General features: G+C 72.1%; 20 protein-coding genes and 2 pseudogenes. 9 read left to right on the top strand and 13 right to left on the bottom strand.

The window, feature by feature from the left end; genetic code table 11:
* Positions 1–23 precede the first annotated feature (23 nt).
* The 3 genes from ACFV18_RS00470 to ACFV18_RS00460 form a co-directional block, all read right to left on the bottom strand.
* Positions 24–1481: a flavin monoamine oxidase family protein gene (locus ACFV18_RS00470; protein ID WP_380477943.1), complete on the bottom strand. Its 1458-nt coding sequence runs from the start codon at positions 1479–1481 to the stop codon at positions 24–26.
* The gene (locus tag ACFV18_RS00465; protein ID WP_380477942.1) at positions 1478–1762 is read right to left on the bottom strand and encodes a phosphopantetheine-binding protein; all 285 of its coding nucleotides are present in this window, start codon (positions 1760–1762) and stop codon (positions 1478–1480) included. Before ACFV18_RS00465 ends, ACFV18_RS00470 begins: the two co-directional genes overlap by 4 nt.
* A 141-nt stretch (positions 1763–1903) precedes the next feature.
* Positions 1904–3469, bottom strand: coding sequence for an amino acid adenylation domain-containing protein (locus tag ACFV18_RS00460; RefSeq protein WP_380477941.1), 1566 nt, complete (start codon positions 3467–3469; stop codon positions 1904–1906).
* A gap of 533 nt (positions 3470–4002) precedes the next feature.
* On the opposite strand from ACFV18_RS00460, the pseudogene ACFV18_RS00455 reads away from it, so the two are divergent.
* Positions 4003–4173: pseudogene (locus ACFV18_RS00455) on the top strand (site-specific integrase); the annotation flags it as partial.
* Positions 4174–4220: 47 nt separating this feature from the next.
* Here ACFV18_RS00455 and ACFV18_RS00450 read toward each other — a convergent pair.
* Both ACFV18_RS00450 and ACFV18_RS00445 read right to left on the bottom strand, forming a co-directional pair.
* Positions 4221–5189 carry an alpha/beta hydrolase gene (locus ACFV18_RS00450; protein WP_380477940.1) on the bottom strand — a complete coding sequence of 323 codons (969 nt, stop codon included), beginning with the start codon at positions 5187–5189 and terminating at the stop codon, positions 4221–4223.
* A gap of 98 nt (positions 5190–5287) precedes the next feature.
* Positions 5288–5605, bottom strand: coding sequence for a putative quinol monooxygenase (locus ACFV18_RS00445; protein ID WP_380477939.1), 318 nt, complete (start codon positions 5603–5605; stop codon positions 5288–5290).
* Between the two features lie 144 nt (positions 5606–5749).
* Here ACFV18_RS00445 and ACFV18_RS00440 point away from each other — a divergent pair, with 144 nt between their 5' ends.
* From ACFV18_RS00440 to ACFV18_RS00430, 3 genes are all read left to right on the top strand, one after another.
* Complete coding sequence (locus ACFV18_RS00440) at positions 5750–6643, top strand: AraC family transcriptional regulator (RefSeq protein ID WP_366807888.1); 894 nt, start codon at positions 5750–5752, stop codon at positions 6641–6643.
* Between the two features lie 155 nt (positions 6644–6798).
* Entirely contained in the window at positions 6799–7548 is a 750-nt protein-coding gene (locus ACFV18_RS00435) for an SDR family oxidoreductase (protein ID WP_380477938.1), read from the top strand.
* A gap of 91 nt (positions 7549–7639) precedes the next feature.
* A complete protein-coding gene (locus tag ACFV18_RS00430) occupies positions 7640–8023 on the top strand; it encodes a hypothetical protein (RefSeq protein WP_380477937.1) in 384 nt (127 codons plus the stop codon).
* Between the two features lie 11 nt (positions 8024–8034).
* Here ACFV18_RS00430 and ACFV18_RS00425 read toward each other — a convergent pair whose 3' ends face one another.
* The 5 genes from ACFV18_RS00425 to ACFV18_RS00405 all read right to left on the bottom strand — a co-directional run bounded on the left by ACFV18_RS00425 (position 8035) and on the right by ACFV18_RS00405 (position 11759).
* Positions 8035–8541 (bottom strand): NUDIX hydrolase, encoded by a 507-nt coding sequence (locus tag ACFV18_RS00425; RefSeq protein WP_380477936.1) that lies wholly within the window; start codon positions 8539–8541, stop codon positions 8035–8037.
* Positions 8542–8595: 54 nt separating this feature from the next.
* Positions 8596–9465 carry an acyl-CoA thioester hydrolase/BAAT C-terminal domain-containing protein gene (locus ACFV18_RS00420; RefSeq protein ID WP_380477935.1) on the bottom strand — a complete coding sequence of 290 codons (870 nt, stop codon included), beginning with the start codon at positions 9463–9465 and terminating at the stop codon, positions 8596–8598.
* A 312-nt stretch (positions 9466–9777) separates the two neighbouring features.
* Positions 9778–10314, bottom strand: a complete 537-nt coding sequence (locus ACFV18_RS00415; protein ID WP_380477934.1) for a GNAT family N-acetyltransferase — start codon at positions 10312–10314, stop codon at positions 9778–9780.
* A 71-nt stretch (positions 10315–10385) separates the two neighbouring features.
* Complete coding sequence (locus tag ACFV18_RS00410; RefSeq protein WP_380477933.1) at positions 10386–10922, bottom strand: GNAT family N-acetyltransferase; 537 nt, start codon at positions 10920–10922, stop codon at positions 10386–10388.
* A gap of 228 nt (positions 10923–11150) precedes the next feature.
* Positions 11151–11759 carry a TetR/AcrR family transcriptional regulator gene (locus ACFV18_RS00405; RefSeq protein WP_380477932.1) on the bottom strand — a complete coding sequence of 203 codons (609 nt, stop codon included), beginning with the start codon at positions 11757–11759 and terminating at the stop codon, positions 11151–11153.
* A gap of 49 nt (positions 11760–11808) precedes the next feature.
* Between ACFV18_RS00405 and ACFV18_RS00400 the strand changes: the two genes are divergently transcribed.
* The gene (locus tag ACFV18_RS00400; protein WP_380477931.1) at positions 11809–12672 is read left to right on the top strand and encodes an alpha/beta fold hydrolase; all 864 of its coding nucleotides are present in this window, start codon (positions 11809–11811) and stop codon (positions 12670–12672) included.
* Between the two features lie 2 nt (positions 12673–12674).
* Here the strand turns inward: ACFV18_RS00400 and ACFV18_RS00395 are convergent, their stop codons facing one another.
* The 3 genes and pseudogenes from ACFV18_RS00395 to ACFV18_RS00385 form a co-directional block, all read right to left on the bottom strand.
* The gene (locus ACFV18_RS00395; protein WP_380477930.1) at positions 12675–13454 is read right to left on the bottom strand and encodes a hypothetical protein; all 780 of its coding nucleotides are present in this window, start codon (positions 13452–13454) and stop codon (positions 12675–12677) included.
* 40 nt (positions 13455–13494) lie between these two features.
* Positions 13495–13795: pseudogene (locus ACFV18_RS00390) on the bottom strand (VOC family protein).
* Between the two features lie 108 nt (positions 13796–13903).
* The gene (locus tag ACFV18_RS00385) at positions 13904–14623 is read right to left on the bottom strand and encodes a TetR/AcrR family transcriptional regulator (protein WP_380477929.1); all 720 of its coding nucleotides are present in this window, start codon (positions 14621–14623) and stop codon (positions 13904–13906) included.
* 283 nt (positions 14624–14906) lie between these two features.
* On the opposite strand from ACFV18_RS00385, the gene ACFV18_RS00380 reads away from it, so the two are divergent.
* The 4 genes from ACFV18_RS00380 (at position 14907) to ACFV18_RS00365 (ending at position 20775) form a co-directional block, all read left to right on the top strand.
* A complete protein-coding gene (locus ACFV18_RS00380; protein ID WP_380478299.1) occupies positions 14907–16322 on the top strand; it encodes an APC family permease in 1416 nt (471 codons plus the stop codon).
* Between the two features lie 39 nt (positions 16323–16361).
* A complete protein-coding gene (locus tag ACFV18_RS00375; protein ID WP_380477928.1) occupies positions 16362–18002 on the top strand; it encodes an amidohydrolase in 1641 nt (546 codons plus the stop codon).
* A 291-nt stretch (positions 18003–18293) separates the two neighbouring features.
* On the top strand, positions 18294–19673 hold the full coding sequence (locus ACFV18_RS00370; RefSeq protein WP_380477927.1) for an NAD(P)/FAD-dependent oxidoreductase: 1380 nt from the start codon (positions 18294–18296) through the stop codon (positions 19671–19673).
* Positions 19674–19803: 130 nt separating this feature from the next.
* Positions 19804–20775, top strand: coding sequence for a hypothetical protein (locus ACFV18_RS00365; protein ID WP_380477926.1), 972 nt, complete (start codon positions 19804–19806; stop codon positions 20773–20775).
* Positions 20776–20916 lie beyond the last annotated feature (141 nt).

The raw sequence follows: 20916 nt of genomic DNA, 5'->3' as shown, positions 1-20916 counted from the left end.
AACTGACGTAACGGCAGAAACTTTTAGTAGCCGAGGAGTTCGGCGGCGACGCGGCGACCCGAACGGACCGCGCCCTCCAGCAGACCGAAGAACTCGGTGCTGGTCTCGGTGCCCGCGAAATGCACCCGGCCGTGCGCCGCGGTCAGCGTCGGACCGAGCGCCGACCAGTCGCCGGGCCCGAACAGTGCCGCGTAACAGCCCCTGCTCCACGGTTCGTTGACCCAGTCCGTGACATGGAACGCGAGCGGATCCGGCAACATCGGGAACAGCCGGAACGCCTGCGCGAGGGCCGCCGCGCGCTGCTCCTCGGGCGTCAGAGCGGCGAAGCGGTGCGCCTCCGCACCCGTGACGAACCCGGTCAGCACACCCGGCGACCCCTCCGGCGGAGTGTCGTCCACCGTGGACAGCAGCGGACCGGCCGCGTTCACCGACCACCCCGACAGGCCGTGCGCCCGCCACACCGGCTCCGGGAACACCAGATTCACCTTCACCGCGCAGCCGCGCCCGGTCCGCGACGCCGCCCTCGGGAACGGCAGCTGCGGCTCGAACCCGATCGCGTCCGCGAGTAGCGGCGGCACCGCCACCACCACCGCCTCCGCCCGGTAACTCCCCTCGGGCGTACGGACAATGGCCTCCCGATCGGACTGCTCCACCGAGAGCACCGGCTCGTCCGTGTGCAGGATCCCGCCCCAGTCCAGCAGCCGCCTGGTCAGCCGCTCGCACAACCGGTGCGCGCCGCCCGCCACCCGGTCCTGCTGCGCGCCGCCCTCGAAGGCGTTCAGATAGCGCAGCCCGCCGCCCGAGCGCAGGTAGAACGCCATGTGCAGCACCGAGATCTTTGCCGGGTCGGCCGCCATCATCTCGCCCAGGAACAACGGGAAGAACAACTTGGCGTCCGGGTGCGACAGTTGCCGTTCCGCCCAGTCGGCCACCGTGATGGCGTCCAGCCGCTCGGCGTCGGGCGAGAGCCACGGCGCGTCCGGGCGGACGGCGGCCGTCAACTCCTCCAGCTGCTCGAACAGGTCGCCCAGCGCGACGGCGCTCAGCGGCGGGAACCGCCCGTCGCGGGTCGCGGCGCCGTCCGTCCGGTTCTCGGCGAGGGCGAAGCGGCTGGCGCCCCGCATGACGGTCGGCGCGGTCTTCAAGTCACAGGCGGCGAGCAGGCCGTGGAGCTCGGTGTGCAGGTCGCCCAGGTAGGCCGCGCCCGCGTCGATCCACCGCCCCGGCGCCACCTCGATCCCACGCGTTCGCCCGCCGACCTGGTCCCGGGCCTCGAGCACCGTCACCCGCACGCCCTGGTCGGCCAGTTCGACCGCCGCCGTCAGCCCGGCCAGGCCCGCGCCGACCACGATCACCGAACGCGGCGCCGGTCCGGTTTCCCTGCGGGGCGCGCCGCTTGCCGTTTGCGGGCGGGACGCGGCACTCACCGGTTCGGAGCGGGACGCGGGGCTTGCCGTTTGCGGGTGGGAGGCGGCGCTCATCGGGCGGCCGCGATTCTCTCCGCCGCGACGCGGGTGGCGAGGCCGGCCGGGGTGGGGTCGGCGAAGAAGTCCTCGAAGGTCAGCTCGACGCCGTGCTCGCGGGCGACGGCGCTCAGCACCCGGGTGGCGATCAGCGAATCGCCGCCCAGGAGAAAGAAGTTGCCGTCGGCCGGGACGGCGTCCAGCTCCAGGACCCGGCAGAACACCGCAGCCAGTGCCTCCACCGGGCGGTCCTCCGGCGTCGTTGTGGTGGGCGTGGTGACGGGCATGTCGAGGCTCATCGGGGGGTCTCCTTCGACCGGTGCGGGGTGCGCGTGGTCCGGCGGGGTGTCGGCGGTGCCAGCGGTGCGTGGTGTGCGGTGCTGTGCCTGGTGCAGTGCGGGGGGTCTGCGGCCCTGCAGTGAGAGCGAGCTGACTGCGCGTCAGGTAGCTGATCGGTTCTCCGCCGTCCGAGGGGAAGGTTCGACCCAGCGCGGGGCGGTGCTGTGCAGGCGGTGCGAGGCGGCGCGGTCGACCTTGCCGCTGGCGGTGCGGACCAGGTCCGGCACCACGGTGATCCGGCTCGGGACGAGGTGGCCGGGCAGTCGTTCCCGCAGGTAGTGCAGGAGTTCGGTGGCGAGCGCGGGGTCGGGCCCGCCCGTACGCGGGACGACGTAGGCGACCAGGGCGGCCCGTCCGGCCAGCGTGGTGGCGGTGACCGCCGCCGCGCCGACCCCGGGGTGGGTGCCGAGTCCGGCCTCCACCTCCGCCGGATCGACCCGGATGCCGCGGATCTTCACCTCGTGGTCCAGCCGTCCCAGCGGGGTCAGCACCCCGTCCTGGTTGGCGGCCGCGCGGTCCCCGGTCCGGAACCAGCGTTGCCCGTCGCGCAGCACGAAACGCTCGGCGGTGGCCTCCGGAAGCCCCGGGTAGCCGGTCGCGAGAGCGGGGCCGCCGATCAGTAACTCCCCGTCAGGCGTGAGCAGTTCGGCCACGTGGGGGAGTGCCCGTCCGATCGGCGCCCGCTCGACGGGATCCCATCTGCCGCCCGGCTCCCGGGTGCGCGGGCCGAGCAGGTCCACCGCGTGCGTGATCAGGGTGGTCTCGGTGCAGCCGTAGGTGTTCAGCAACCGGATCCGCGAGCTGCATGCCAGCCGGCTCCAGTCCGCCAGCCTGGCCGGGCTCGCCGCCTCGCCGCCGATCACCACCAGCCTGAAACAGTCCGGGAGTTCGGACTTCGCATCGTCCTCGGTGAGATGCAGGACCAGCTCGTGCCAGAACGCCGTGGGCAGGTCCAGCACGGTGACGCCGCGACGCTCGACCATCCGTAACAGCCGGGGAAACGACGCCGAGTGCGCCTCCGGGTCGAACACCAGCCGGCCACCGGCCGTCAGCGTCGGCAGGATCTCCTCGAAGCAGGTGTCCCAGTTCAGCGAAGCGAACTGCAACACCCGGTCCTCCGGCCCGACTTCGAACAACTCGCGCAGCGATGCGACCGTGGCCGAGATCGCCCGACGCGGCGTCACCACCGGCTTCGGCTGCCCCGTGGACCCCGAGGTGAACAGAACGTACGCGGGATCCTCGGGCGTGACGACCGTTGCCACCCCTGTGGCCTCTTCGTCGTCCAACTCGAGGTACTCCAGCCCGAGTTGCCCGGCCTCTTTGCTCGTTTTGGGACCGACCAGCAACCGGCACCCGGCCGCCTCGACCATCCGTTGGCGCCGCGTCACCGGGAACCCCGGGTCGAGCGGTACGTACACACCGCCCGCCAGGAGGATGCCGAGCAGCGCCACCACGGTGTCCGGTTGATGCCCGGCCGACACCGCGACCGGCCCCGGCCGGTCACCCAATCGATCGGCCAACCGTTGTGCAGAGAGAGCGAGTTGCTGGTAGCTGAGAGTGTGCTCGGGGGACTCGATCGCGGTTCGCTCGGGCCACCGGAGAACGGCTTCCGCAAACGCATCCAACAGGTCGGGGCCCGATCTGTTGATGTCACCGTTCTTTGACATGCCCGCTCCAAGATAAATGCCCAGAGGTGCCCGTCCGTGCTTCGGCGAACCGGGACTCTACCTCTCGCCCCCCGGCCCCACAATGGTTGTTGAGTCGATTTCCCGAGAGACCTGTAACCGATCTGTGAACTCCCCGCGCCTCCGCCTTGATCACCGTCCGTGATCAAGCCCCCCAGCTGGCGCCGACCGCCCCGCGACTCGTCTCCGGACCCCCTCGGAGACTGGTCCGGTCCACTGCCGGGCGGGGTGTCGGTGCACCCGTGATGCCGGACGGGGCCGCTGCGAAATGCCCCTGAATTTGCCGCCCGAGCCGAGACCGTCCCGCCCCGAATCAGCTTCCTTTGCCTTCGCACGAACGCCGCCCCAACCGCCTCCCGATTGCGCCCGCACGGGAATGGAAAGCGATTACCACCACCGCTCCGTCAGCCCCCATTCACCCCGCGCCGGAGTCCCGCGACGCCACCCCCTTGACCACCCGGCGGCAACGGAACGTCACCGAACGCCAGACGGAACGTGCGGGGCAGCGGGGTCGGTACCGCCACTCCTCCCTGACCCACCTCGGCGAAGCCGGGGCAAGCGAGCTGATGCTGATGGCGAAATCCCGGCACAAGAAGCCGGAGAACGTGCGGCGCTACTTCCACCCCTCGGCGGAGGCGATCGCCGAGGTCGCCAGCCTGCTCGTGCCCGGAGACAGCAGACGCTGAGGTCTTGGCCAAGGCTGAAGCGTACGACCGAAACTCGTCGACTTCCCCTATGCGGTGGGGTTCGTGGGCAGAAGTCGGGCGAGCCAGTCAGTGCGGGTTCGGCGGGCTGTGGCCGAGATGTGTGCCTGCGGGTACAGGGCGTCGAATCCGTGGAAGCCGCCTGCCCAGACGTGGAGTTCGGCCTGGCCACCGGCCGCCCAGATGCGGGTGGCGTAGTCGGTGTCCTCGTCGCGGAAGACTTCGGCGGAGCCGGTGTCGATGTAGGTGGTCGGCAGGCCCGCGAGGTCGTCGGCCAGGGCGGGTGAGACGTATGCGGGTACCTCGTCGTCGGTGAGGTCGCCGAGGAGGCAGCGCCATCCGAATCCGTTCATCTCGCGGGTCCAGACGCCGGGCCCGTTCGAGTACTGGAGGCTGGAGGCGGTGGTGTTGCGGTGGTCGAGCATGGGGCCGATCAGGACTTGGGCGGCGATCGTCGGGGTGCCGAGGTCGCGGGCCAGCAGGGTGACGCCGGCGGCGAGGCCGCCGCCCGCGCTGGCGCCTGCGACGATGATCCGGGCGGGGTCGATGCCCAGTTCTTCGGAGTGCTCGGCGATCCAGAGCAGTCCCTGGTAGCAGTCGTCGACCGGGATGATACCGGTGGACTCGGGCGCGAGCCGGTAGTCGACGGAGACCACGACGGCGCCGAACTCGTCGAGCCACTCCAGCGGGATGTCGATCTGTGAGAACCGGTCACCCATGACCATCCCGCCGCCGTGCATCCAGTAGACGCAGGGTGCGGCGGTGGCGCGATCGGTGTTCGCGGGGCTGAAGACGGACAAGGGGATCGGGGTGCCGTCCGGACTCGCAGCGGTGACCTCGCGCCGGTCGATCGCGCGACCTTCCAGGAGGGGTTCGACGGGCATCGAGGAGAAGGGGCGTACCTGCGCCAGCACTTCCGGGCTGAGCTGGGACATCAGCGGCATGTCGGCCAGGAGTTCATGCAGTTCAGGGTCGAGGGAGGGGCGTGCCGTGGTCATGGTCGTTGCCTTTCATGGGTGGTGGCGGTCGGTCGGGTGAGGACGGGGGCCACCTCGGCGGGCACCGAGGCGGCAGCGGCTGGGGTGTGTTCGGCGGGTCAGAAGGCGGCCTTGCCGCAGACCGGCACGTAGTCGGTGTACTCGGACTCCTTGGCCAGCAGTCCGCCGATCTGCGCCACGATGGCCTGGGCGGCCTCGCCGGCGAAGATCCGGTGGTGGTCCTCCTCGCTGGTCCAGCCCTCGGTGACGTGGACGACGTCGGGGGCGGACGCGGAACGGGAGACGAGGTAGACCACGCAGTACTCGCTCGCGCCGGGGCTGCCCTCGTGCAGGCCGGTCAGCAGCAGGTCGACGAGCCGGTCGCCCATTCCGGTCCTGGCGGTCAGCGTGGCGTTGAAGCCGTACGTGGCAATCATGGAGGCCTTCTTCTGCGTTGATGGAGTGCGGTGATTCCATTCAATCGCTGTGACCTGCGTAAACGTTAGAACGATGCTCGCTGGTACTTGCACGATCCTCGCGAGTACGGGAATTGCAGCACAGCACAGTGCTGCAATGGACGCATGCACCTCGAAGAGCTCCGCACCCTGCTGGCCCGGCATGCCCGACCCGACTGGACCACCGCCATCGACGGCGTCCTCATCTCCAAGGTCGACCGGCCGGATCCGCCGGCGCCCTCGATGTCCGGCACGGTGCTCGCAGTCATCGCCCAGGGCGCCAAACGCCTCGCGCTGGGCGACCGGGTCTACGCGTACGGCGCGGGGCAGTACCTGGTCGCATCCGTCGACCTGCCCGTCACCGGACAGTTCACCCAGGCCGCCCCCGAGCAGCCGGCCCTCGGCTTCGGCCTCACGCTGGAACCGTCCGCCGTTGCCGAACTGCTACTGCAAGCCGGTCCCGGCGACATCCCCCGCCCCGCCGGAGGCACTCCGTCGGGGATCGCCGTCAGCGACGCCCCGCCCGCGTTGCTCGACGCGGTGGTCCGGCTGCTGCGCCTGCTCGACGAGCCCAGCGACCGCGCCGTACTGGCCCCGCTGGTCAAACGCGAGATCCTGTGGCGCCTGATCACCGGCGAGCAGGGCGCGACGGTGCGCCAGCTCGGCCTCGCCGACAGCGGCCTCAGCCATGTCGCCCGGGCCGTGCGCTGGATCCGCGAGCACTACGCCGAGCCCTTCCGGGTCGAGGACGTGGCACGGCTGTCCGGGATGAGCGTCTCCGCGTTCTACCGCAACTTCCAGGCGGTGACCGCGATGAGCCCCATCCAGTTCCAGAAACAGATCCGGCTCCAGGAGGCCCGGCTGCTGCTCGCCACCCACCCGGGCGACGTCACCGGAGTCGGCCACCGCGTCGGCTACGACAACCCGTCGCAGTTCAGCCGCGAGTACCGCCGCCAGTTCGGCGCACCCCCGAGCCGGGACGCGGCCCGCCTGCGAAGCACTGCAGGCGTCCTTCCTTGAGCGGCCGGACCATGAGGGAGGATCGTGCAAGACGAAGCGACAATAGTTCTACTATTCCAGCAGGTCAGAGCGATTCAATGGGATCACCCGTTCTTCCGCGGGGCAGGAAAATGCCCGTCCATCCGCAGATCCCACTACATCGCAAGGATCACCGCATGAAGACAGTTCTGATCACTGGTGCCTCATCCGGATACGGACGGGAGACCGCCCTGTACTTCCACTCGCAGGGGTGGAACGTCATCGCCACGATGCGGACGCCGCGTGCGGGCGTCCTGCCCGAGTCGGACCGGCTCCGCGTCGTCGAGCTCGACGTGACCAAGCCCCAGAGCATCACCGCCGCGTTCGAGGCGGCCGGGCCCATCGACGTCCTGGTCAACAACGCGGGCGTCCCGTTGATCAGCGTGTTCGAGGGCACCCCTATGGCCCGAGTGCGGGAAGTCTTCGAAACCAACACGTTCGGCGTGATGGCGACGACGCAGGCGGTGCTGCGCCAGTTCCGCGAGCGCGGCTCCGGCGTGGTGGTCAACGTGACCTCCAGCGTGGTGCTGGGCCACATGCCGCTCTCGGCCGTCTACAAGGCAAGCAAGATGGCCATCGAGGGGTTCACCGCATCCCTCGCGCTCGAACTCGCGCCCTTCGGTGTGCAGGCCAAGACGGTCGAGCCGGGCGCCTGCCTGACGACGAACTTCGCGGCCAACGCGACGAAGGGCGCCTCGCTGGACGAGCTGGTCCCGGCGCCCTACGCACCATGGGCGAAGAAGGCCATGGGCGACTTCACGGGCCAGGACCTGTTCACCAAGGAGAGCGACGTCGCCGAGACAGTGTGGCGAGCCGTGCACGACACGACCGGCCAGCTGCGATTCCCCGCCGGCCCCGACGCGGTCTCGCTCTCCCAGGCGAAGTAATCAGCCAGCAGGCAAGGTCACGCCGCACTGACAACAGGAGCCGGCCCCGCGCCCACGCACCGGGTCGGCTCGCCGTCGGGCGCTCACCCCGATGAACGGGAACCTGACCAACGACGAGAAGCGGGACGCCGCGCTTGTGACGGTGCTGCGCCGCGGACTGGTGCTGTTCCTGGTACCGGCCCTGGCGGTGCGCTACGGCCTGGGCTTCGCCCACCCGCAAGTCGCCCTCGCAGGCGGGCTGTTCACCGCTGTCGGCGCACTGTGCTGTCGCCAGGTCCGGGACGCGCTGCTGCCGCTCGCCCTCGCCGCGACGGCCGGTCTCGGTGCCGCGTACCTGGCCCTGCACACGGTCGCCGACACCTACCCCGAGAGCGGGCTGCTCCGCGCGATGGTCGCCTTCCTCGCGGTCGCCGCCATGGCCTGCGGCCTCGCCGACCGTCTCGCTGGCAACTCGGCGTCGGAGTCAGTGATCTGACGCGCCATCAATTACTCGTCCGGGTCGGTGTCCTCGTTGAAGTCGCCCAGGTGGAGCGGTACTTGGCCGGGGCCGGAGCGGAGCAGCCCGGCCAGGTGGTGGGCCAGCCGGCGAGGGCGGACGGTCTGGTCGGTGGTGGCCAACTCCCGGATGCTCCACCAGTGGTGGCCGTAGCGGGCTTCCTCGGTCTCGACCCGCGCGGCGGCGGCCTCGGCGGCGGTGAGGCGGCAGAGGCGGTACTCCTCGGACTGGTCGAAGTGCCGACCGTCGACGCTGAACCGGGTGCGGCGGGTCCAGGCGAGCGGGCCGAGCCGGTCGGCGGTCACCGTCAGCCCGGTTTCCTCGCGCAACTCCCGTACGGCGGCGGCCAATGCGTCCTCGCCTTCCTCGATTCCGCCGCCGACGGTGAACCACCAGCGGGCACCGTCACGGCGCGGGTCGCGGCCGCAGAGCAGCAACAGGCGGTCGTGGTGGTCGAGCAGCAGGATGCGGGAGGTGTGGCGCCGGTGCGCAGTCATGGGGCGCCACGCTACCGGCGCCCCTTGTCCGTCCGCACGCCAAGTCTGCGTCTGTCAGGCTGAGTTGAGCCCGGGATGGAGCAGGTCGAGGACGGGTTCCCAGGCTGCTTCGCCGAGCAGGGCGTCGCTTCGGGCTGTCCCTCCGTAGGCGAAGATCTCCGAAGGCACGGCGGGGCCTTCGCACGGGAAGCGCGGGCGGTGCCCGGCGTCCTCGCGGCTCACCAGCCGGACAGGGGCGCCACCTGCTCGGCGGCGCGCGGCCAGTTGCTCGGCGTACCGCAGGGACGGCCACATCTCGTCGTCGCCGCCCGCGACGAGCAGGAGGTCGGCGGACGTCCGTTCCACCGGGATCGCGGCGGCGTCCAGGCGCCCGGCGTAGGTCCGCTCGCTGAGCTCGTACCAGCCGCGGATCGCCACCGGACCCTCGCCCTGCCCCTCGGGCTCCCAGCGGTCACCGTCCATCGGGACGAAGGGCAGCGGCTTCCCCTGCCAGCTCCAGGAGGACCGCCAGGGCCGGTCCCGCCCGTCGAGCCCCGGTCCCACGTTGCACCAGACCAGCGACGTCGGAGAGATGGCCACCACCGCGTCCACGCGCGGCTCGTGGACCGCGGTGAGCAGCGCGGCCTCGGCGCCCTTGGACCAGCCGAGGATGCCGACGCGTTCCGCTCCACGGGATCGCAGCAGGGCGACGGCCGCGACGAACGTCTCCAGCGGCACCTCGCAGATCCCCGGCGGCTGCCCCGGTCCGCCGTACCAGCGGATGGCCAGAGCGAGGAACCCCCGCTCGGCGAGAAGCCTCGCCCGTTGGCGGTCCACCCGGCCGCTCGACCCGGCCAGGACGAGGACGCCCGTGCCGTTGCCCGCGGTCGGCTCCATCAAGACCGCCTCCCAGGGAGTGGTCAGCTCGTGTGCGAGGACGGTCATGAAGTCTCCTGTTCTGCAAGGAATCCGACTGAACGTCAGGTTTCGACCACAGTGCCAGGGCCGAACAGCTGTGTGGCGACCTGCCGCGCCGTCTCGTACTGGCCGGCGGTGGGGTTCGCAACGATCCCGGCGGCATCACGGTAGGGCGGCGCGAGCCGCCGGACGACGGCCGTGACGACTGCGGCGACCGTGCCGATGAGCGCGCTGAGGGCGTTGTCGATGAGGTCCGCGCCGTCGCATGAGCGTCCGGTCCCCGGCAGCGTCCGCGCAGGCCTCGGTGGTGGCGGCTCGGCGCGTGCGCGGGTGCGGAGTTCAGCTCGGCAGGCGGACGCCGAACCACTGCTCGGCGCTGAACTCCTCGAACCGCTCGACCTCGGCGAAGCCCAGCTTGGTCGCGAGGCGCATCGCCCGCTCGTTGGCGGTCTGGGTGCAGAGCACCACCGGCTCGCCGGGCAGCGCGCCGTCGAACCAGCCGAGGGCTGCCGTGCACGCCTCGGTGGCGTAGCCGTGGCCCCAGGCGTGCGGCAGGAACAGGTAGCTGAGTTCGGGTTCCAGGCCCTCGGGGCGGACGTGGCCGGGGCGGTCGGTGTCGCGTCGGTCGAGGGTGACGAGGCCGATCATCGTGCCGTCGAGCTCGGCCACGAACACGCCGGGCCGCCGGGTGGGCGTCTCGGGCATCGCCTGTTCGACCTCCGCGCGCGGACGCGGGCCGCCGAGGTACTCGCGGGCCTCCGGCGAGGTGAAAAGGTCGATGACCGCCGCCCGGTCGCGGGCCTCGGGCTCGCGCAGGACGAGCCGCTCGGTGCGGATCGGGGAGGGCGGCCAGGCGATGGCTTCGAGGTCGGTCATGCCCGGCAACCTACCGCACGCCTTCCGGCGCGAGCGGCCCGTTCGTGAACGGCGTTACCCGGCAGCGGAGTTCAGCGCGGTTGCCGGACGCCGAACCACTGCTCGGCGCCGTACTCCTCGAACCGCTCGACCTCGGTGAAGCCCAGCTTGGTCGCGAGGCGCACGGCGGCGCCGTTGGCGAGCTGGGTGCAGAGCACCACCGGCTCGGCCGGGAGCGCGTCGGCGTACCAGTCGAGGGCGGCCGTGCAGGCCTCGGCGGCGTAGCCGTGACCCCAGGCGTGCGGGAGGAACAGGTAGCCGAGTTCGCGTTCGCCGGCCTCCGGACGGATGTGGCCGGGGCGGTCGGCGGGGCGCACCTCAAGGGTGACGAGGCCGATCATCGTGCCGTCGAGCTCGGCCACGAACACGCCGGGCCGCTGCCCGGGCACCTCCGGCACCGCACGCTCCAGGTCCTCGCGCGGACGGGCGCCGCCGATGTGGGTGCCGACCTCCGGCGAGGCGAACAGCTCGACGAACCCGGCCCGGTCGCGGGCTTCGGACGGTCGGAGCACCAGCCGCTCGGTGCTGATGGGAGCGGACGGCCAGCGGACACTTCCATGATCACTCATGACGGGCAACCTACCCGAGCCCCTCGACACGCGGGCCGGAACGGCCGGTTCAGGGTGCGCTCCCGGGGGGTAGGACGAGGCGTCCGTCACCGTCCACTTCCGATGGCTGGTCCGCGAGGACGGGGAGCTGCCGGCCGTCGAGTGGCTGCCGCAGATCCGGTGCGATGACGGGACCGGCCGCCCGCCGAGCGAGTGGGAGACGTTCCTCGTCCGGGTCTCGCCCTGCCGTCAACTCGCAGGCGCGAACAGCTCGTCCAGGTGGTGGGTGAGGATGGCGAGCGCGGCCTCGCCGTCGCGTTGGCCGCCGAGGACGCTCTGGCCGAGGCCGTTGACCAGGGCGGCCAGGCCGGCGGCGGTGATGCGGGGGTTGCGGGCGGGGGAGAGGGTGCCGTCCTGCTGGGCGGCGTGGAGCTGCTTGGTGAGGAAGGACTCCAGCAGGTCGGCCTGGCCGGTGCCGTGCTTCTCCAGTGCCGCCGGGTCGTTGAGGACCAGGGCGTAGTAGGCGGTGTAGGTGCGGGCGATGCGTCGGCTCTCGGCATCCGTCGGCAGGATGCAGGCCAGCACGGCGGTGATCAGGGCGCGTGGGGTGGGCGGGTTGCCGGCGGCGGCGATCCAGCGGGCCATCCGGGCCTGGAGCTGGGCGCCGAGGCGGGCGAGTGCGTCCAGCAGCAGGCCCTCCTTGGTCTCGAAGTAGTACTGGACCAGCCGCAGTGAGACGCCGGCCTCGGCGGCGACCGCGCGCATGCTGGCGGACTGCAGTCCTTGGGTGTCGGCGATCCGGAGCAGCGCCTCGGCGATCTGCCGTCGGCGCTCCTCGTGTTCGAGCTTCGTGTTCATGGTCCGGCCTCCCTGGTACACCCGTATCATGCCGTGATACACATGTACCATGCGAATCAGCGAGTTCCGGAACGCCCAGGCCGCCGACCGTTTCCGCACGGCCTACGACCACGCCCTGGCCGCCCTCTGGCCCGGCCCCCGCACCGCCATCGACGTTCCGGGCGAGTACGGCACCACCCGCGTCCATCGCACCGGCGCCGAGCGCGGGCGGCCGATCGTGCTGCTCCCGGCGTCCGGCGGCAACGCGCTGATGTGGCACCATCAGCTCGGCCAACTCGCCGAGCGCCACCCGGTGTTCGCCCTCGACCCGATCGGCGAACCGGGCGCCAGTGAGCAGACCGCGCCGATCGGCGACGGCACCGATGCCGCTGCCTGGCTGGAGGGCGTCCTTGCCGAACTCGGCCTCGCCGACGCCCATTTGGTCGGCTGCTCGTACGGTGGGTGGGTCGCGCTCCAGCACCGGCTGCACCACCCCGGGCGGGTCGGCGCGTTGACCCTGCTCGACCCGGCCGGGTTCAACGGCTTCGGTTTCCGCTTCTACGCCTGGCTGATCGCCGGCGGCCTCGCCGCGTCCGCGCCCCGCGCGCTGCGGCCCAGGCTGGCCCGGGCGGTCGGCAACAGTGCCGTGCTGGAGGAGGAGTTGATGCGGCTGACCCGCGCCGCGATGGGCTTCCGCCGCGCGCTGCCCGTCCCGCCGGTGCTCACCGACGAGGAACTGCGCCGGATCGACCTGCCCGCGCTGTTCCTGCTCGGCGCACGCAGCGCGCTGCACGACTCCACCGAGGTCGCCGCCCGGATCGGACGCGTGCTGCCCACTGCCCAGGTGGAGATCGTCCCCGGCGCCGGGCACTCACTGCCGATGGACGCGCCCGACCTGGTCGCCGGGCGGATCCTCGCCCAGAGCCCGGCCTGAGGTCACACTCCCGCCGACACCGCCTCCCGCGCCGCGCCGTTGCCGCCCCGCACCACCGCAGCGCGCTGCCAAGTCGCGTACAGCAGAACCGCGGTGACGGAGTCCATCAGGGCATTGATCAGTGCCTGGGTCAGCTGCATCGTGATCACGAAGGCGTGGTCGAAGCCGATGGCAGGCGAGGAGATGAGCGCCGAGAGCACGAGCGACGAAACCATCGCCGGGATCAGCGTGATGCCGACTGCGCGCAGCACCGTCCGCCAGTCGCCGCGCAGCACCGCCCACGCCCGGCGCACGCCCGCACCCTCCAGCAGCACCGCCATCGGCAGCAGCGTCAGTGCCAGCGAGCCGAGCAGTGCGGCCAGTTCGAGCACCGCGCCGCCCGGCGGGAGGACCAACGTGGCAAAGACGTTGCTGCGGGCGCCGACGGCGGACTCGGGAATGAGGAAGCTCGCCGTGATCACCAAGCGGCGGGCCTGCGGCACCAGCAGGGCCACGGCCAGCACCGCCACCCCGGCCCCGGCCGTGCCCAGCAGGCCCCGGCGGCCCGACAGCACCTCCAGCTTCGGCGCCCACACCACGGCCGACACCGCCACCCCGACCAGTACCGGCAGCACCAGGGTGATCGCCAACGGGGCCCGGACCGCCGCTCCGCCGAACTGCACCGCCCACTCCGCGAGCAGTGGCACCAACGCCAACAGCAACAGTCGCCACCAGCCCGCCGCGGCCCGCGACTTGACGATTCCCCACCAGCTCGCGCCCTCGCGCGTCCCCTCAATGATCACGCGGGGAGGGTAGCGGACGCGGCCCACGCACCGCCCGTCGTTATACGACCCGGACGATCTGCACCAGATTGCCGCAGGTGTCGTCGAACACCGCCGCCGTCACGGGCCCCAGCCGGGTGGGTTGCTGGGTGAACTCCACGCCGAGGGCCCGCAGCCGGATGCCCCGACGGCTCCAGCAGCAGTTCGGTGCCCGCCGGCTGCTCCGGTGAGACCACCGTCAACCACCGCGCCCCGCCGCCCAGCGGCACATCGTGCTTCACCACGAAGCCCAGCACCTCGGTGTAGAAGCGCAGCGCCCTCGCCTGGTCCTCGACGAACACCGAGGTGATGTAGATCCGCATCCCGCCGCCCTCCGGGCCTCGCCGCCGATCCCCGCCCCCAGACCCTACGGCCGACCGCGACCCCGGGCGCCGGTGGCACGCCGGGCGGACGCGAACGCGGAAGTCCGCTCAGGGGTGGGCAGTTCGAAGCGGGTCGGGGAGGCGGGCGGCGAGGGATTCGAGGAGGAGGTCGAGGGCGAGGGGGTAGGCGCTGTGGCGCATGTCGGCGGCGAGCAGGTGGGTGGTGGCGGCGATGTGCGGATGGGTGGCGGGGGAGAGGGTGCGGTAGGCGGTGTCCCAGACGGCGAGATCGGCGTTCTGCGCGGGCGCGGGGAGGGCGAGTGCCGCGGAGTCGAGGACGGCGAAGCCGAGGGCCTGGTCGATGAAGGCGTGGTAGAGGCTGACGGCATCCGGGTCGGGGAAGCCCGCGTCGCGCAGGATGCCGAGCATGGTCTCGATGGCGTGGATCTCGTTGGCGCGGCCGGTGGTGCGGTAGGCGGCGAGCACGGCGGCCTGCGGGTGGGCGAGCGAATGGGCGTGGATGCGCAGGCCGACCTCGCGCAGGTCGGTGCGCCAGTCGCCGGTGGGCTGCCAGCCGCGCAGGCCGCGTCCGATGAGTTCGTCGGCGACGGCGAGCAGCAGGTCGTCCGTGCTGTGGAAGTAGCGGTAGATCGCGCTCGGGTCCGCGCCCAGCGCCGCGCCGAGGCGGCGGACGGTGAACGCCTGCGCGCCGTGCTGGCCGACCAGGCGCAGCGCGGTCTCGATGATGATCTGCTCGGAGAGCACGGTGCCCTGCTTGGTGGGGCGCCGCCGGCGGCGTGCGGTCTCCGGGACGACTCGGTCGCTCATGGTCGGCGAGCTTACGTCAACAGCATTGACGTGTGAAGCGGGCGCAGGTTTCATGACGTGCCACCGGTTCTCCCGCCGGTGCGTTCCCCCACCCCGGCGCGCCGCCCGCTTCGCGGCCGCCGCCGCACTGCCGCGCCGCCGCCGACCCCGGGCGGTGCACCCTCAATTCGCGCCCGCCGTACGGGCGTTCCCCCACGATTGAATCGGTGGTGATCCCTTGGCAACGACGGTCGAGGACAACGGCCTCCCCAGCACCGGCACCGGCGCCGGCGGCACGGAGGCGATGCGCAAGTCGGTCGGCGTCGGCGCGGTGGTGGTGATCGCCGCGTCCAGCACGGCCGCCACCACCTCGATCGGCATCGGCCTGGGCCTGATGGCGGGGGTGGTCGGCCTGCACCTGCCGGCCATCATGCTGCTGGCGTTCCTGCCGGTGCTGGGCATCGCCTGCGGCTACGGGCGGCTCAACCAGGTCGAGCCCGACGCGGGCAGCTCGTACCGCTGGGTGGGCCGGGTGCTCAACCCGTGGCTGGGCTTCCTGACCGGCTGGGTCAACATCGTCTCCACCATCGTCTTCATGGCGTACACCACCACGGTGACCGGCTCGGCGCTCGTCCAGCTGGTCGGAAAGGCAGGGCTGCACTCCCTGCTCGGCGTGGAGTTGGACCCGGACTCCAGCGTGCAGTGCACACTGATCGGCATGCTGGTGCTGGTGGGCGCGACGGTGGTGGCGGTGCGCGGACTCGACCTGGCCGCGGCGCTCCAGAAGTACCTGCTGATCTTCGAGTACGCGGTGCTGCTCGCGTTCTGCGGGTACGGGCTGTTCGCGGGTGACCAGCCGTTCAGCCTGTCCTGGTACAACCCGTTCGAGCTGACGTCGCCGAGCGTGCTCGCCCAGGGCATGGTGCTGGCGGTGTTCTGCTACTGGGGGTTCGAGTCGGTCTTCAGCGTCGGCGAGGAGGTGCACGACCCGAAGGACGCCACCCGGGGCGGCCTGTGGTCGCTGCTGCTGATGCTCGGACTGTTCCTGTTCGCCGGTACCGCCTTCCAACGGGTGCTGCCGCTGGACGAGTTGGCCGACAACGGGGCCACCGGCCTGGCCTACTTCGCCGAGAAGCTCGCCGACCAGCCGCTGGCCGCGCTGCCGCTGGTGGCACTGACCTGCTCGGCGGCGGCCTCGCTGCAGGCCGCGGTGATCCCGACCGCGCGCGGCGCGCTGGCGATGGGCCGCGACGGCACCCTCGGCAAGGTCTGGACGCGGCTGCACCCGCGCCACCGCACCCCGTCCGCCGGCACCTGGCTGATCACCGGCATCGCGCTGGCGCTGGCCACCCTGTCCCTGGTGATCCCGACCGTCACCGAGCTGATCTCGGCGACCGTCAACGCGATCGGCATCGTGGTCGCGCTCTACTACGCGCTGGTGGCGATCGCCTCCGCGGTGCGGTTCCGGCACCTGCTGCGCGAGAACCTCGTCGAGGGGCTGAAGGCGGTGGTCGCGCCGCTGCTCGGCGGAACGGTGCTGCTGCTGGTCGGCGGCTACCTCGCCTGGACCTTCTACGACTCCACCGACCACTTCGAACTCGCCGCCGACAACGGGTGGTTCGAACTCTCGGTGCCGGTGCTGATGATCGGCTCCGGACTGCTGGCCGCGGCCTGGTCGCGCTGGGGGCGCCGCTCGCCGTACTTCACCGAGCAAGACTGACGTACCGTCACATCCTCTGCACCACTTGGAGATTCCCGCATGAACCACGCCGACCTGGTCTTCACCGGAGGCCCGATCCACACCGGCGACGCCGCCCGCACCCGGGCCAGCGCGCTGGCCGTCAGCGGCGAGCAGATCACCGCCGTCGGCCACGACGAAGTCCGGGAGCTGATCGGGCCGCGCACCGAAGTCGTCGATCTGCAGGGCAAGTTGCTGATCGCCGGCTTCCAGGACGCGCACATCCACGCGGTCTACGGCGGCCTCGAAATGGCCTCCTGCGACCTCACCGGCACCGTCACCGTCGAGGAATACCTGCAGCGGATCGGCGAGTACGCGGCCGCCCACCCCGAGCGGGAGTGGATCACCGGCGGCGGCTGGTCGCTGGAGAGCTTCGACGGCGGACTGCCGACCCGGCAACTGCTCGACCGGGTGGTGCCGGACCGGCCGGTGCTGCTGTCCAACCGTGACCACCACGGGGCCTGGGCCAACTCCCGTGCGCTGGAGATCGCCGGGCTCGACCGGCACACCCCGGACCCGGCCGACGGCCGGATCGAGCGGGAGGCCGACGGCACCCCGAGCGGCATGCTCCAGGAAGGGGCCGTCGGCCTGGTCGGCCGGCACGCCCCGCAGGCCACCGCCGCCGACCGCCTGGCCGCCCTGCTGCGTGCCCAGCGGATGCTGCACTCGCTCGGCATCACCGCCTGGCAGGACGCCCTGCTCGGCGCGTTCGGCGGCAACGACGACCCGTCCGACGCCTACCTCACCGCCGCGCAGGACGGCACGCTGACCGCCCGGGTGGTCGGCGCGCTCTGGTGGGACCGCGAGCGCGGCGCCGAACAGATCCCCGAACTCGTCGCCCGGCGCGAGAAGTTGAGCCACGGACGGTTCCGCGCCGGGGCCGTGAAGATCATGCAGGACGGCATCGCGGAGAACTTCACCGCCGCCCTCACCAGCCCGTACCTGGACGCCTGCGGCTGCGCCACCGGCAACAGCGGTCTGAGCTTCGTTGACCCGATCGCGCTGCGCGAGCACGTCACCGCGCTGGACGCGCTCGACTTCCAGGTGCACTTCCACGCCCTCGGCGACCGCGCCGTCCGGGAGGCGCTGGACGCCGTCGAGGCCGCGATCGCCGCGAACGGCCGGCGCGGCAACCGCCACCACCTGGCCCACCTGCAACTCGTCCACCCCGAGGACGTGCCCCGGTTCGCCGAGCTCGGCGCGATCGCCAACATCCAGCCGCTGTGGGCCGCCCACGAACCCCAGATGGACGAACTCACCATCCCCTTCCTCGGCCCCGAACGCGCCGCCTGGCAGTACCCGTTCGGCGACCTGCTGCGCTCCGGCGCGACCCTCGCCGCGGGCAGCGACTGGCCGGTCTCCAGCTCCGTCCCGCTCGACGGTCTGCACGTCGCCGTCAACCGCCGGGAACCCGGCGCCGACCCCGACACCCCCGTCTTCCTCGCCGACCAGCGCCTGGACCTGGCCACCGCGCTGGCCGCCTACACCGCCGGCACCGCCCACCTCAACCACCTCGACACCACCGGCATCCTCCGCCCCGGCCACCTCGCCGACCTGGTCGTCCTGGACCGCGACCCGTTCGCCGCCCCCACCGAGGAGATCGCCGAAACCCGCGTCCTGCGCACCTACGTGGGCGGCCGCGAGGTCTTCACCGCGGAATAGGCCGCGGTCGGCCGCCGGGCCCGGACCGGTCGTCGAGCGGTAGTGGACGATCAGAGCCACCTCCCGCCCTCGACCGGTCCGGGCCGCGGCGTGCTCGGGGCCGCCGACTCGACGCGTTCGGCGAGGGCGGCCAGTACCCGGGGCCCGGACGCGTGTGCCGCACCGGCCGGGCAGCGTGTCAGGCCGGGCCCGGTCGGCCTGACACGGTGCCCGTTGCCCGGGGCGGGGCGGCGCACATAGCGTCCCTGCACATCGAGGGGCGTGGTTCAAAGAAGGGTGGAGCGGGTGGACATGACCACCGTCAATGGCGGCGTCTCGTTCTGGTACGCGGCGACCGGGCTGCCCGAGCGGCGGGCCGGGCTGAGGGGGGAGGTGACGGCGGACGTCTGTGTGGTCGGTGGCGGATACACCGGTCTGTGGGCCGCGCACTACCTGAAGCAGGCGGCGCCCGAGCTCGAAGTGGTGCTACTGGAAAAGGAGTTCTGCGGATACGGGGCGTCCGGACGCAACGGCGGATGGCTGTACAACGGGATCGCGGGGCGCGGACGGTACGCCCGGTCGCACGGGGAGGACGCGGCGCGACGGCTCCAACTCGCCATGAACGAGACGGTGTCGGAGACCCTGCGGGCCGCTGCCGCGGAAGGCATTGAGTGCGACGCGCACCGGGGCGGGGTGCTGGAGATCGCCACCTCGCCCGCCCAACTGGCCCGGCTGAAAGAGAGGTTCGCGCACGAGCAGGAGTTCGGTGCGGACCAGGTGGAGCTGCTGAACGCCGCGCAGGCGGCCGAACGGCTGTACGTGCCGGGCGTGTTGGGAGCGACCTGGACGCCGAACGGGGCGCGGGTGCACCCGGCGAAGCTGGTGGTCGGGCTGGCCGCGGCCGTCGAACGGGCGGGCGTGAGGATCTACGAGGCGACGCCCGTCACCGCGATCGCCCCCGGTCGGGTCTCCACCGCGCAGGGCGGCGTCGAGGCCCGGGTGGTGCTCCGCTGCACGGAGGGGTTCACCGCCAACCTGGCGGGCCAGAAGCGCAGTTGGCTGCCGATGAACTCCTCGATGATCGCCACCGAGCCGCTGCCGGCCGAGGTGTGGGACGCGATCGGATGGGAGGGCCGCGAGGTCCTCGGCGACGAGGCGCACGCCTACATGTACGCGCAGCGCACCGCCGACGACCGGATCGCGCTCGGCGGCCGCGGCTACCCGTACCGGTACGGCTCGCGGATCGACCAGGAGGGCACCACCCCCGACGGCACGGTGGCCCAACTCCGGGAGATTCTCCGGAAGATGTTCCCCGCCGCGGCCGAGGCCCGGATCGACCACGCCTGGTCCGGCGTGCTCGGCGTCCCGCGCGACTGGTGCGCCACCGTAGACCTCGACCGCGCCACCGGAGTCGGCTTCGCCGGAGGCTACGTCGGCAGCGGCGTCGCCACCACCAACCTGGCCGGCCGCACCTTGCGCGACCTGACGCTGCGCCACCTCGGCAAGGGCGGGCGGACCGAGCTCACCGAGCTGCCCTGGGTCGGCCACCGGGTCCGCCGCTGGGAGCTCGAACCGCTGCGCTGGCTCGGTGTGCACGCGCTCTACGCCGTCTACCGCCACGCCGACCGGCACGAGCACGCCCGCACCTCCCCGCTCGCCACCCTCGCCGACCGGATCAGCGGGCGAGCCTGAGCCCAGGCCCCCGGTCCGGATCCCGGGAAAGATTCGCATACCTGTCGCACGGACGTGATATGAACATCCGTCCGAGGGCAGCAGAAGGCCGCCCACGTGGACACACAGCACTCTTCGAGGGGAACCGGGCATGGGACTGTTCGCGCGGCTGACGCGCCGCCGGAACGCGGGCGGCGGTGCGCCGGGCCTCACCATCGACCCGGCCCACGGCGACCCCGAGCTGACACTGCTGCGGGAGCGTGCCGCCGCCGGGGACTGGCCCGGCGTCCGCGCCGTCCTCGACCGCGCCCTCGACCAGGACGACCTGGCCCTGATGATCAGCCACCTCGCCGACCACACCGGCAGCGAGAGCTGGCTCGGCCCCGCCCTCGAAGCCGACCCCGAGGACCCGGTGACCCTGCTCGCGTACGGGGCCCGGCACATCCACTGGGGCTGGGAGGCGCGCACCGGCGCCCGCGCGCAGTACGTCAGCGAGGAGCAGTGGCGGACCTTCCACGAACGCCTGGAGGCCGGCGAGGAACTGCTGTTCAAGGCCGCCGAACTCGACCCGGAGCTGCTCGGCCCCTGGCTCTTCCTGCAGATGAGCGGCCGCGGCGCCTCCATCGACCGGGCCGCCGCCCGGTACCGCTTCGACGCGGCGCTGCGCCGCAGCCCCGGCCACCCGGCCTCGCACCGCCAGCGGCTGCAGCAGCTGTGCGAGAAGTGGAGCGGCTCGCACGAGCAGATGCACTCCTTCGCCCGCGCCTCGATGCTCGCCGCCCCCGAGGGCAGCCCGCTCGGCGAGCTCGTCGCCCTCGCCCACATCGAGCACTGGCTCGCCCTGCCCTCCGGCGAGGACGCGTCCTACATGGACCGGGACCCGGTCCGGGCGCAGCTCCACGAGGCCGCCGACCGCTCGATCCGGCACCCCGACCACCTGCGCCGCCGGAACTGGCCGCAGGCCCACAACACCTTCGCGCTGGCCTTCTACCTGGCCGGGCAGCCGCACGCCGCGAACCTGATCTTCCAGGAGATCGGCGGCGCCGTCTGCGAAGACCCCTGGAACTACCTCGGCGGCGACCCGGTGGACACCTTCCGCCGCATCCGCGCCGCGTGCGCCTGACGCCCGGCGGCATTCGCGCCGCGTGCGCCTGACGCCCGGCCACCGCCGTGCCCCGTACCGACCTCCGTCCAGCCGCAGCCGTGCCCCGCACGGCCCGCCGTCCGGCCGTAGCTGCGACCCGCACCGACCTCCGAAGCGAAG

This window comes from Kitasatospora sp. NPDC059673, from assembly GCF_042734215.1.
GTDB lineage: Bacteria > Actinomycetota > Actinomycetes > Streptomycetales > Streptomycetaceae > Kitasatospora.
This window is presented reverse-complemented; position numbering and strand designations above follow the sequence as displayed.

What these genes read in the sequence shown, in the direction of transcription:
- ACFV18_RS00470 (WP_380477943.1), bottom strand. Translation starts at nt 1,481, where the DNA reads ATGAGCGCCGCCTCCCACCCGCAAACGGCAAGCCCCGCGTCCCGCTCC.
- ACFV18_RS00465 (WP_380477942.1), bottom strand. Translation starts at nt 1,762, where the DNA reads ATGAGCCTCGACATGCCCGTCACCACGCCCACCACAACGACGCCGGAG.
- ACFV18_RS00460 (WP_380477941.1), bottom strand. Translation starts at nt 3,469, where the DNA reads ATGTCAAAGAACGGTGACATCAACAGATCGGGCCCCGACCTGTTGGAT.
- ACFV18_RS00450 (WP_380477940.1), bottom strand. Translation starts at nt 5,189, where the DNA reads ATGACCACGGCACGCCCCTCCCTCGACCCTGAACTGCATGAACTCCTG.
- ACFV18_RS00445 (WP_380477939.1), bottom strand. Translation starts at nt 5,605, where the DNA reads ATGATTGCCACGTACGGCTTCAACGCCACGCTGACCGCCAGGACCGGA.
- ACFV18_RS00440 (WP_366807888.1), top strand. Translation starts at nt 5,750, where the DNA reads ATGCACCTCGAAGAGCTCCGCACCCTGCTGGCCCGGCATGCCCGACCC.
- ACFV18_RS00435 (WP_380477938.1), top strand. Translation starts at nt 6,799, where the DNA reads ATGAAGACAGTTCTGATCACTGGTGCCTCATCCGGATACGGACGGGAG.
- ACFV18_RS00430 (WP_380477937.1), top strand. Translation starts at nt 7,640, where the DNA reads ATGAACGGGAACCTGACCAACGACGAGAAGCGGGACGCCGCGCTTGTG.
- ACFV18_RS00425 (WP_380477936.1), bottom strand. Translation starts at nt 8,541, where the DNA reads ATGACTGCGCACCGGCGCCACACCTCCCGCATCCTGCTGCTCGACCAC.
- ACFV18_RS00420 (WP_380477935.1), bottom strand. Translation starts at nt 9,465, where the DNA reads ATGACCGTCCTCGCACACGAGCTGACCACTCCCTGGGAGGCGGTCTTG.
- ACFV18_RS00415 (WP_380477934.1), bottom strand. Translation starts at nt 10,314, where the DNA reads ATGACCGACCTCGAAGCCATCGCCTGGCCGCCCTCCCCGATCCGCACC.
- ACFV18_RS00410 (WP_380477933.1), bottom strand. Translation starts at nt 10,922, where the DNA reads ATGAGTGATCATGGAAGTGTCCGCTGGCCGTCCGCTCCCATCAGCACC.
- ACFV18_RS00405 (WP_380477932.1), bottom strand. Translation starts at nt 11,759, where the DNA reads ATGAACACGAAGCTCGAACACGAGGAGCGCCGACGGCAGATCGCCGAG.
- ACFV18_RS00400 (WP_380477931.1), top strand. Translation starts at nt 11,809, where the DNA reads ATGCGAATCAGCGAGTTCCGGAACGCCCAGGCCGCCGACCGTTTCCGC.
- ACFV18_RS00385 (WP_380477929.1), bottom strand. Translation starts at nt 14,623, where the DNA reads ATGAGCGACCGAGTCGTCCCGGAGACCGCACGCCGCCGGCGGCGCCCC.
- ACFV18_RS00380 (WP_380478299.1), top strand. Translation starts at nt 14,907, where the DNA reads ATGCGCAAGTCGGTCGGCGTCGGCGCGGTGGTGGTGATCGCCGCGTCC.
- ACFV18_RS00375 (WP_380477928.1), top strand. Translation starts at nt 16,362, where the DNA reads ATGAACCACGCCGACCTGGTCTTCACCGGAGGCCCGATCCACACCGGC.
- ACFV18_RS00370 (WP_380477927.1), top strand. Translation starts at nt 18,294, where the DNA reads ATGACCACCGTCAATGGCGGCGTCTCGTTCTGGTACGCGGCGACCGGG.
- ACFV18_RS00365 (WP_380477926.1), top strand. Translation starts at nt 19,804, where the DNA reads ATGGGACTGTTCGCGCGGCTGACGCGCCGCCGGAACGCGGGCGGCGGT.